Origin of the sequence: Jiella soli (assembly GCF_020615385.1) — a bacterium.
Lineage (GTDB): Bacteria > Pseudomonadota > Alphaproteobacteria > Rhizobiales > Rhizobiaceae > VKMB-3413.
Genome location: NZ_JAJAVB010000032.1, coordinates 56,941 through 67,049, shown reverse-complemented (window position 1 = coordinate 67,049; position 10,109 = coordinate 56,941). Strand labels below are relative to the sequence as shown.

The window sequence follows — 10,109 nt, the reverse complement described above, 5'->3', positions numbered from 1 at the left end:
CCTTTCCGTGGCGGTTACTGCAGCTTGATACGGGGGTCGATGAAGGGCGACACGAGGTCGGCAATGAGATTGCCGAGGACGATGGCGCAGGCCGAGACGAGCGTGACGCCCATGATGATCGGGATGTCGACCCGCTGGATCGCCTGCCAGGCAAGCTGGCCGATGCCAGGCCAGCCGAACACGCTCTCGACGACGACGATGCCCGACATGAACAGGCCGATGTCGATGCCGATCATCGCGATCACCGGCAGGATGGCGTTCGGCAAGGCATGACGGAAGAGGATGGTCGCCCGAGCGAGGCCCTTGGCCCGTGCCGTGCGGATGAAGTCCTGCCTCAGGACGTCAACCATCGAGGAACGCATCATGCGCGAGTACCAGCCGGCGCCGAGGATGCCGAGCGTCACCGAGGGCAGGACCAGATGCGCGAATGTGCCGTAGCCGCCGATCGGGAACCAGGAGAGACGCACGGCGAAGACGTAGAGGAGCAGCAGGCCGACGACGAACTGCGGCGCCGACACGCCGACGAAGGAGCCGACCATCAGCGCCTGGTCGAGCGCGGTGCCGCGCTTCAGCGCCGCGACGAGCCCCATGGTGAGGCCGAGGAGAAGTTCGCAGAAGATCGCCCCGACCATCAGGAGAAGGCTCGCCGGCAGCCGCGCCGCGATCAGCGTCGCGACGTCGGTCCGCTGCAGATAGGAGCGGCCGAAATCCCCTTGGACGAGACCGGTGAGGTAGCGCCAGTACTGGACGACGAAGGGCTGGTCGAGACCGAGCTGGTGCCGGATGTTCGCAACGGTCTGCGGCGTCGCAGAGCGCCCGGCGATCTGGCGGACGGGGTCGGCCGGCAGGAGATAGAGCAGCGCGAAGGTGATGAAGGAGACGCCCAGGAGGATGAGGACGGCCTGCATCAGTCGGCGGGTCAGATAGGCCAGCATCAGAGCCTCCCGCGCTGCGTCGGGTCGAGGATGTCGCGCATCGCGTCGCCGACGAGGTTGAACGCCAGGGCAAGGGCGAGGATCGCCGCGCCGGGAAAGAAGACCAGCCAGGGCGCCGCCTGGAAATAGGTCTGGTTCTCGAAGATGATGTTGCCCCAGGAGGCCGTCGGCGGCTGCACGCCGACGCCGAGATAGGAAAGCGTCGCCTCCAGAAGCACCGTCGTCGAAATGCCGAGCGTGCCCCAGACGATGATCGTCGGCAGGAGATGCGGCAGGATGTGGCGGAAGAGGATGCGCGGCGTCGACGCGCCGATCGAGCGCTCGGCCTCCACGAACTCGCGCCGCGAAAGCGATGAGGTCTCCGTGTAGATGACGCGCGCCGTCTGCACCCAGTTCACCAGCGCGATGACCAGCGCGACGATCCACAGGCTCGGCGAGAGGACGGCGGCGAGGCAGATGGCGAGGAGCAGGGCCGGAAAGGCCATCATCAGGTCGGTGAAGCGCATTAGGATCGTGCCGATCCAGCCGCGGAAGAAGCCGGCGGTGATGCCGACCAGCGAACCGATCACCAGCGCGACGCCGTTCGCGACGATGCCGATGATCAGCGAGGTGCGCGCGCCGTAGAGGATGCGGGTCAGGAGATCGCGGCCGAGAAGGTCGGTTCCGAGCAGGAACTTGCCCCCCGGCGGCATCGGGGCGCCTTCGAGGCTGAGGCCGTCGAACATCTGGTCGTTCGGATCGAAGGACGTCAGCCAGGGCGCGAACACCGCGCCGCCGACGGTGACGATGATGACGGCAAGGCCGATCAGCGCCAGCGGGCGGCGCAGGAGGCGGCCGAGAACGCCGGGCCGGCGACGCGGCTCTTGCGCGGCTCCGCTCGCCGCGACCGTCTCAGCCGCGAGCTGATCGCTCATCGCGCACCCCCTTCCCCAGTTCCAGCACCTGCCGCGCGGCCTCCTCGATCGTCACCTGCCAACTCATCGCCAGCGCCCTGAGCTGGGCGTAGGCCTGATCCTCGCACAGGCCGTTCGCGGCGAGCGTGATCACCGCCTTGACGATGGTACGGCGCTCCGCGACGCGCGACTGCAGCGCCCGGACCTCGTCCATCAGCCTTCGCCTCGCCTCGAAGCCCTGGCGGGCAATCAGAAGCGCCGAGTAGATGCCGGAATTGCCGACCGGCTTGACGAGATGGCTGTCGGCGCCCTGGCCGAGCGCCCATTCGATGCGCCCTGGCGCTTCCGATCCGATCAGCGCGACGAGCGGCATCGGCGCCTCGTCCGGCTTCCAGGGGAACTGCTCGTCATATCCCATGTCGGCGTCGAAGAAGACGAAGTCGGCGCCGAGCGCATCGGCCGGCAGATCCGGCCAGCACTCGACCGACTGCAGCCCGATCGCCGCGAGCTGGCGCGACAGCGCGGCCGTCGTCGCGTGCGGCCGGTGCAGGACATAGGCCTTCGCTCCGCCGAGATTGGGGATGCGCGAACGGCGGGTCATGACACCGCCCTCAGAAACGGTCGGCCGAAGACGCGGGCCGGATCGTAGCGCGAGAGATAGGGGTCCGGATCGACCCGCCCCTCGGACTGTTCGACGACGTCGAAGCCGCCGTCTCGGACCCTGCCGATCCTCACCGGAAGGCTGGCATGCTGGGTCTGCGGGTCGATGGCGATCTCCCCGAAGGGGGTGGAAAAGCTGCGGCCGGCAAAGGCGAGCGGCCGCTCGCCCCCGGCCTCCGCCATCAGCATGTCGGCAAGAACGAGAACCGAGGAAAAGGCGGAGACGAAAAAGGAGGAGGGCCCGGCCGGATAGAGCCCCGGCACGGCAGGCCGCTCCCACGGCCATGGCGCCTGGCGATCCTGGAACCACGGCCCGACGGCAAGATGGCCGGTGGCCGCCGGGCCGATGGCCGGGAGTTCGATCTCGGTGAGATTGCAGGACAGGACCGGACAGTTCTCCGGCGCGAAGGCGGGATCCTCTCCGGCGAGGTCCCTGAGCGCCTTGAGGAAGGCGTAGGAGGATGGGCCGATCAGGTGATTGAGGACGAAGCTCGGCCGGGTCGCGCGGATTTCGGCGACCAGGCGGGACACGTCGGTGTCGCCGAGCGGCAGATAGCGTTCGCCGACCACGCTGCCGCCTGCGTCCGAGACGAGGTCGCGGGCGACGCGGTTGGTCTCCCATCCCCAGATGTAGTTGGAGCCGACGAGGAAGGCGTCCCTGCCGTTGCGCGGCAGGACATAGGCCAGCAGCGGCACCAGATGCTGGTTCGGCGAGGCATGCATGTAGACGACGTGCTCGTTCGCCTCGAACCCCTCGTAAGGACAGGGATACCAGAGCGTGGCGCCGGTCTTTTCGAGGACCGGGATGACCTCCTTGCGGCTCCAGGAGGTGATGCAGCCGATGACGTGACGCGCGCTGCTCTGCTTGAGGATTTCCTCGCAGAGCGGCGCGTAGCGGTCGATCTGGCCTTCCGGATCGCGCTCGACCGCCATCAGCCTGATCGCGGCGGCCGAATCGGAATTGACCGCGGCGATCCCCAGCATGGCGCCGGCATGACAGGCGTCGGAGAGGAGCTGATAATGCCCCGAACGCGAAAAGAGGATGCCGATCTCGATCGTCTGCTTCAATGCGCAACGGCCTCGAAAAACAAAAGCCCCGCACGGGCGGAACCGTGGTCTCGGTCGCTCGTACGGGGCTCAAATGCCGACCGGCGGTCAGGGCCGGTATGTCGCATTGCAGCGTAACAGCGGATCCGGGGGAGTCAAGCTTGAGCCGAGCCGGCGAATTGGAGCGGGGCGCGTGGGCCGTCCGGCGAAGCTTGAAATTGCCTCGGGGCGGTTTCCGCGCGATGTTCCCCGTCCCGCCGAGGAGACCCGTGAGACGTCATGACACTTCAACGACCACTCAGCCGCACGCAAAGTTTCCGCCGGTGCAGCCAGTTCGCCGGCCCACAGACACGGCGCGTCACAAGTTCCAGCCGCGAGCCCGGGTGCCGTCCGGCGCCCTGTTTCGTGATGATGACGATCATGCTGCTCCCGGTCTCTCCCCTACCCGCGGCGGCAGCCGATTGTTCGGCCGCCGCGACGTCCGGCATCGACTGGAGCCGATGCGATAGGCGCAATCTCATGCTCTCGGGCTCGGACCTGAAACAGGCCAATCTCTCTGGCACCGATTTCGGCTCGACCGACCTGCGCGAAGCGGAGATGACGTCGGCGAATCTGGAGAGAGCCAAGTTGGAACGGGCCTCGCTGGCCGGGGCGATTGCGGACGAGGCGGATTTCACCAAGATCGAGGGCTACCGCACGGACTTCTCGCACGTGTCGGCCAAGGGCGCCTCGTTCCGCGGGGCCGAACTCCAGCGCGCCATTTTCGCCGATGCCGAGCTGACCGGCGCCAGCTTCGTGAAGGCCGAGGCCGGCCGCGCGACCTTTTCCGGCGCAGATCTCGGCGCCAACGACTTCTCCTTCGCCAACCTCGCCCGCGCCGATTTCAGCGGGACAGACATCATCGGGCCGCTCGATTTCACCAGCGCCTACATGTTCCTGACACGCATCGAGGGGACTGATCTTTCCGGCGCGAAGGGCCTCGTCCAGAGCCAGGTCGACCTTGCCTGCGGCAACGACGCGACCAGGCTTCCCGCCGGCCTCACGAAGCCGAAGTCCTGGCCTTGCGGCGCCGACTGACCGCAATCGCGTTACCCGAGCACGGCCCCTCTCACGGCAGAAGGATCGTCGCCCCGATGGTTTCGCGGGCCTCCAGCCGCCGATGCGCCTTGGCGGCTTCGGAAAGCGGCAGACGAGCCGGGGCGAGCGGTGTCAGCGTCCGTTCGCGGATCAGTGCGAACAATCGCTCCGCCCGCGGCAGAAGACGCTCGCGGGTGTCGGTGAAATGGGAGATGCTCGGCCGCGAGATCGTGGCCGACTTCGCGCCGAGCCCGGAAAGATCCCGCTGGCCCAGCCTGCCGCTCGCCTGGCCGAAGCTGACGAGATGGCCCAGGGGCGCCAGGGCGGCGAGCGACTCATCATAGGTCGCGGCGCCGACCGGGTCGAACACGACGTCGGCGCCCCGCCCCTGCGTCTGCGCCATGACGACGTCCTGCAGATCGTCGCGTCCGCGTACGCAGACCGCCGCAGCCCCCGCCTCGCGCGCCGCTTCCGCCTTGGCCGCGTTCGACACCACGGCGATCACCTCGGCGCCGGCGGAGCGGGCGAGCTGGCAGAGGAGCAGGCCGATGCCGCCCGAGGCGGAATGGATCAGAACCGCTTCGCCGGGTTTGAGCGGGCGCACGTCGAAGGCAAGGACCGTCGCCATCAGCCCCTTGAGGAAAACCCCGGCGGCAAGGTCGAAGGCGATGTCGCGCGGCAGGCGGACGACGAGGTCTGCGGGCATGGTGCGTTCGCCCGCATAGGCGCCCGTCGGAGGACAGGCGTAGACGATCGGATCGCCGGCCGCGAGGTGGGATACGCCCGGCCCGGTTTCCACCACCTCGCCCGCCGCCTCCATGCCGGGAATGCCCGGCAGCGGCATCATCTTCACGACGCCCGTGCGGCAATGCGCATCGATCATGTTGACGCCGATCGCATGGTGCCGGATCCGGACCTCCCCTGGACTAGGCCGCGGCACGCTCACCCGGCCCATGCGCATGACCTGCGGCCCGCCATAGCTCTCGACGATGATCGCGTCGGTTTCCCCGGCCGTGTCTGCGGAAGCCCGCGGCGCCGCCAGGCGGACCGGCGCCATGGCCGGAGCGACGGTCAAGCCGCCTTCGGCCGCGGACCATCCCGCAGGACCCGCACCCTTTCGCGCGAAATGCCGCTGCAATGCCTTTAGGCCTGCCTCGTAGATGTCCTCGGCCACCATCCTCGTCAGCCGCTCCGCGCTTGCGGCTGGCGGCCGGAACTCCGACTCCCAAAAGATGCAGGTCCGGTTCGCGTCGGTGACCGGCTTCAGCCGCATGGTCGCGACGTAATCGTGAAGCGGCAGCGGCGCTTCCACGATCGCATAGGTGAAGCTCAAATTGCGGTCCGACATGGCGATCAGCTGCTCGCGGAGCGCCGCACCATCGGTCAGTCGGAAGGCCCTGACGGCGCCGACGGTGTCGGAAGTCTCACCGTCCTCGATCGCGCTCGCCTCTACCGCGGGATGCCAGCGGTCATGACCGTTGAAGTCTCTCAGGAACCGCCAGACCTCGTCGGCCGGCGCGTCCACCACCGCGCTGCGCAAGAGCTTCACCATTGCGGTGTCTTCATCGTCCCTGGCTCACCGGGAAAACCGGCCCTTGAGCGCCGTCAGCGCAGCAAGGAAGACGTCCCGGCCGATATGGCCGACGAGTTCCGCTTCCCGTTCCGGCGCACAGCCGAACTCCGCGCTCCACTCGGCAAAGCACCGGTCGCCATCGGTGATCGGTGCGAGCTTCAGCTGGGCCACGTAATCGGTCACGCCCATCGGGCTTTCCAGGATCTCGTAGGTGCAGGAGAGGTCGTAGTCGGACAGGCCGAGCAGGCGCTCGCGGATCCTGCCGCCGTCCTTGAGGGTGAAGTTGCGGATGCAGCCGATCCTGTCGGAGGGCTGGTTCTGCTCGATCCGGCTGTCGGCGACGAAGGGCGTCCAGCCGGGAAGACCGTTGAAGTCGCGGATTTCAGACCAGACGCGCCCGGCGGGCGCGTCGATCACGGTCGAGACGAAGACCTTGGCCATTATGTCTCCTCAGCGATCCCGGTCGTCGTCGTCGTGGTGCGAACCGCTGCCATTGGCGATCTTGCCCTTCTCCTTGTTGCGCACCAGCGTGTCGATGTCCTTGGCGTCGCGCAGGACGTCAGTCATCCTGCCGATCGAACCACCCTCGATGCCAACCTCCTTCATCAGCTTGTCGATCATCGGCGCCTGGACGCGGTAGCGCAGCGCGGAATCGATCACCTCGTCGGTGACGTTCTTCCGCTCGCCGTCTCCCCCATGCATGCCGTCGACATGCAGGATGTTGATGCCTTCGATCTTCTCCATCGGCTTGACGCTCTCGCGCACGATGCCCTCCAGCTTGTCGAGCAGCTTGGAGCGCGTCCGCGACGCGCGCGCGGCCTCGGTGAGGATGTTGTCGGCCTCGTTCGCCTGGCGCTGACCATCGGCCTCGACCTTCATGCGCTTGGCCGCGGCCTCCAGGCGGATGCCTTCCGCATCGGCTTCGGCCTTGGCCTTCATGCGCTCGGCCTCGCCGAAGCTGCCGGCGGCATCCTTCTCGGTCTCGGCCTTGGCGATCAGACGCACGCGCTCGCGCTCGGCCTCGCGCGATGCGGTGATCAGCTCGATTGCCTTCCGCCGCTCGGCGATCTCGCGCTCGCGTGCCGTGAAGGTGCGCTCCTCGGCGATGATCGCGCCGGCCCGTGCATTTTCGGCCTCGGCGATCGCCTGCGACCGTTCCAGCGACTTCGACGCGACGGCGATGGCACGCTCCATCTCCGCGATCTCGATCGCCCGGTCCTTGTCGACCTCGAGCTTCCTGAGGTCCCGGTCGCGGGTGACGCGGGCCTCGTTGATGCCGCGCTCGGTGGCGATGCGGGCCCGCTCGACCTCCTCGCCGGCCGCGATCTCGGCTTCCTCGAAGGCCTGCCGCTTGGCGATCTCGAGCGCTTCGAGCGCCCGCTCGCGCTCCAGCCGCGCCTCGTCGAGGCGGCGCTGCGCCACCATGCGCTCGCGGTCGAGATCGGCCTTGGAGATGACCGAGGCGCGTTCGCGCGCCTGTTCGGCCTCGATGACCTCCAGCGCCTTTTCGGCCAGCGCGATCTCGCGCTCGCGCTCGGCGAGTGCGAGCGCTCGGCTCCGCGCGACCTCCAGCGCCTCTTCCTCCTGCTGGCGGCGGATGCGCTCGGACTGCAGCGTCAGCTCGACCTTGATCTCGGCGCGGCGGACCTCCTCCTCGGACTGGATGCGGGCGCGCTCCACGGCAAGCCGCGCGGCGATCTCTGCCGATTCGAAGGCTTGCCGCTTCTCGATCTCCATGGCTTCCAGCGCACGCTCCCGCTCGACCCTCGCGGCATCGATGTCGCGGTCGCGGGCAAGGCGCCGGCGTTCGAGTTCGAGCTCGTTGTCGATGTCGGCCTGGCGCTTCGTCGCCTCGGCCCGGGCGACTTCCACGGCCTTCTGCGACAGAGCGATCTCGCGTTCGCGCTCGGCCAGGGCGATCGCCCGGCTGCGCGCGACCTCCAGCTCCTCCTGCTCGCGCTGGCGGTTGATGCGCTCGCGCTCCAAGGCGAGGTCGAGGGCGATCTGCTCGCGTTCGGTCTCCTCACGCGAGCGGATTTCGATCTCTTCGAGAGACCGGCGGCGGGCGATCTCGCGGCGCTGGATCTCCTCCTCGTTGGCGATCCGGTTTTCGGCCAGCGCGCGCTCCTGGGCGAGCCGGCTCTTCTCGGTGGCCTCGGTCGCGACGAGCTGGGCCTGCTGGCCCTCCTGCTCGCGCAGCGCCCGCTCACGCACCAGTTCGGAGCGCTGCAGCGCCCGGCGCACCTCGATCTCGCGCTCCTGTTCCAGGCGCGCATATTCGCTCTCGCGCTCGATCTCGAGCGTGCGCCGCTCGGAGAGAAGGTTCTGGTCGCGGATCGCGATCATCGTCTCCTGCTCGATCTGATTGCGCATCTTGCGGCGCATCTCGATCTGCTCGGTGAGCTGCGTCAGGCCCTGGGCGTCGAAGGCGTTGGACGGATCGAAGAAGTCGAGGCTGGTCTGGTCGAGATCGACCAGCGCGACGCTCTCGATCTCCAGTCCGTTCTGGGCGAGCGCCTCTGAGGCGAGTTCGCGCACGCGGCCCATGAAGCGGCTGCGGTTCTCGTGCACCTCCTCGATCGTCATCTCCGCGGCGGCGGCACGCAGCGAGGACGCGAACTTGCCCTCGAAGAGATCGCGGATGCCGGCCGGCTCCATCGCCCGGCTACCGAGCGTCTGGGCGGCGAGCGAGACCGCCTCCCGGCTCGGCTGCACACGCAGGAAGAACTCGGCGATGAGGTCGATCCGCATGCGGTCGCGGGTGATCAGCGCCGTCTCCTCGCCGCGCCGCACCTCGATGCGCGCGACGTTCATGTTGACCGGCGTCACCTCGTGCAGCACCGGAATGACGAAGGCGCCGCCATTGATGACCACCTTCTCGCCGCCGAAGCCGGTGCGCACGAAGGCCCGCTCCTTGGTCGAGCGGCGATAGAGCCAGCGCAAGAGGTAGACCGCGATCACGACGACGACCGCGACGACGATGAGCCACAAGATGACGGCTCCGACGATATCAGCGCCCATTTTCAATCCTCCCACTTCCGATCCCGCGCCCGGCCTTGGCCGCGGCGCCGGAAGTCCGTTTCGTTCAGCTCTTGCGGATGGCCTTGAATGCCCTGGTGCGCTCGGTGAGCGCCGTCTCCACCGGCAGGCGCTCCATAGAGGAGGCGCCGTAGAAGCCGTGGCAGTTTTTCGTATTGTTCATAATGTATTCGGCGTCGGCCGGCTCGGAGACCGGGCCGCCATGGACGAGCACGACAATGTCCGGGTCGACCGCCAGCGCGGCCTCGGCCCAGGCATCGACCAGCGCCGGACAGTCCTCAAGCTTCAGCGCCGTCTGTGCCCCGATCGCGCCGCCGGTGGTCAGCCCGAGATGGCAGACCACGATGTCGGCGCCGGCCTTCGCCATCGCTTCCGCATCGCCTTCCGAGAAGACGTAGGGCGTGGTGAAGAGGCCCTTCTCCCGCGCCTTGGCGACGAGATCGACCTCCAGGGCATAGGACATGCCGGTCTCTTCGAGATTGGCCCGGAAGGTGCCGTCGATCAGGCCGACCGTCGGGAAGTTCTGGATGCCGGAGAAACCGGCCGCCTTCACCCGGTCGAGGAAGAAATCGAAGTTCACGAACGGGTCGGTGCCGTTGACCCCTGCGAGCACCGGCGTGTTCCTGACGACCGGCAGGACCTCCGAGGCCATCTCCATGACGATCTCGTTGGCGTTGCCATAGGCCAGAAGCCCGGCGAGCGAGCCGCGCCCGGCCATGCGGTAGCGGCCGGAATTGTAGATGACGATGAGGTCGATGCCGCCGGCCTCCTCGCACTTTGCCGAAAGGCCTGTGCCGGCACCGCCGCCGATGATCATCTCGCCCCGGCGGGCCATGCCCCGGAACTTGTCCACGAGATCGGTTCGTTCGAAACGCGGCATGCGGC

At 67.9% G+C, this 10,109-nt stretch carries 9 protein-coding genes; 1 reads left to right on the top strand and 8 read right to left on the bottom strand.

What is annotated here, in order from left to right; genetic code table 11:
• Window positions 1–14 precede the first annotated feature (14 nt).
• From LH400_RS20520 to LH400_RS20505, 4 genes are read right to left on the bottom strand one after another with little or no spacing between them, the layout of a single operon-like run.
• Entirely contained in the window at window positions 15–935 is a 921-nt protein-coding gene (locus LH400_RS20520) for an ABC transporter permease (protein WP_229155145.1), read from the bottom strand.
• The gene (locus LH400_RS20515; protein WP_229155143.1) at window positions 935–1,849 is read right to left on the bottom strand and encodes an ABC transporter permease; all 915 of its coding nucleotides are present in this window, start codon (window positions 1,847–1,849) and stop codon (window positions 935–937) included. The genes LH400_RS20520 and LH400_RS20515 overlap by 1 nt, the downstream gene beginning before the upstream one ends.
• Window positions 1,827–2,429: an ANTAR domain-containing response regulator gene (locus LH400_RS20510; RefSeq protein WP_229155142.1), complete on the bottom strand. Its 603-nt coding sequence runs from the start codon at window positions 2,427–2,429 to the stop codon at window positions 1,827–1,829. Before LH400_RS20510 ends, LH400_RS20515 begins: the two co-directional genes overlap by 23 nt.
• Window positions 2,426–3,556, bottom strand: coding sequence for a transporter substrate-binding protein (locus LH400_RS20505; RefSeq protein WP_229155141.1), 1,131 nt, complete (start codon window positions 3,554–3,556; stop codon window positions 2,426–2,428). Before LH400_RS20505 ends, LH400_RS20510 begins: the two co-directional genes overlap by 4 nt.
• Window positions 3,557–3,943: 387 nt before the next feature.
• On the opposite strand from LH400_RS20505, the gene LH400_RS20500 reads away from it, so the two are divergent.
• Window positions 3,944–4,612, top strand: coding sequence for a pentapeptide repeat-containing protein (locus LH400_RS20500; protein WP_229155403.1), 669 nt, complete (start codon window positions 3,944–3,946; stop codon window positions 4,610–4,612).
• 31 nt (window positions 4,613–4,643) lie between these two features.
• Here the strand turns inward: LH400_RS20500 and LH400_RS20495 are convergent, their stop codons facing one another.
• The 4 genes from LH400_RS20495 to LH400_RS20480 form a co-directional block, all read right to left on the bottom strand.
• Window positions 4,644–6,164 (bottom strand): zinc-binding dehydrogenase, encoded by a 1,521-nt coding sequence (locus tag LH400_RS20495; RefSeq protein ID WP_229155140.1) that lies wholly within the window; start codon window positions 6,162–6,164, stop codon window positions 4,644–4,646.
• A gap of 24 nt (window positions 6,165–6,188) precedes the next feature.
• Entirely contained in the window at window positions 6,189–6,626 is a 438-nt protein-coding gene (locus tag LH400_RS20490; protein ID WP_229155139.1) for an SRPBCC family protein, read from the bottom strand.
• A 9-nt stretch (window positions 6,627–6,635) separates the two neighbouring features.
• Window positions 6,636–9,206, bottom strand: a complete 2,571-nt coding sequence (locus LH400_RS20485) for a flotillin family protein (RefSeq protein ID WP_229155137.1) — start codon at window positions 9,204–9,206, stop codon at window positions 6,636–6,638.
• Between the two features lie 64 nt (window positions 9,207–9,270).
• Entirely contained in the window at window positions 9,271–10,104 is an 834-nt protein-coding gene (locus LH400_RS20480; protein ID WP_229155135.1) for a phosphoenolpyruvate hydrolase family protein, read from the bottom strand.
• Between the last annotated feature and the right edge of the window lie 5 nt (window positions 10,105–10,109).